Here is a 365-nt window from a genome sequence, read left to right as displayed (position 1 = left end):
GAAACACTGCCCCAGCAACCGCCAGCATAAGCTGTATTTGTAGTCTGAGCTTGTTGGCGTTGCCTCTGAGTAATCCATAGTCTCTCACTCGTCTTAATCCCTTCGGTAATACGTGTTGCAGTATTAACCAGAGAAATTCTATGGCGGGTAAAGTACGGACTTTTGTTGACTTTGTTTGGCTGTCTTCATACTCGAAACTCACATTGTCATCGACATGACTTTTGATGTTTTTGTCAGCCAGTACGCCACGATACAAATAGCGTGATAGATACTGCAGTGCAGGCAAGCCTTTGCCTACATGCTGGCAGTCTACCACCCACTTTTTGGGCAGTGAGGTTGGCAGTGTGAGATTCAGTGTTGCTAGA

Annotated in this window: 1 protein-coding gene; it reads right to left on the bottom strand. The window is 46.0% G+C overall.

Annotated elements, in window-relative coordinates; translation table 11 throughout:
• Positions 1 to 365: transposase (locus AAEY99_RS21260; protein ID WP_351011955.1), on the bottom strand; the 365-nt coding region annotated here is incomplete at both ends.

The organism is Shewanella sp. S1-58-MNA-CIBAN-0166 (assembly GCF_040310085.1).
Lineage (GTDB): Bacteria > Pseudomonadota > Gammaproteobacteria > Enterobacterales > Shewanellaceae > Shewanella.
Note: the sequence above shows the minus strand (reverse complement) of the source record. Positions and strands in the feature narration are given on the sequence as shown.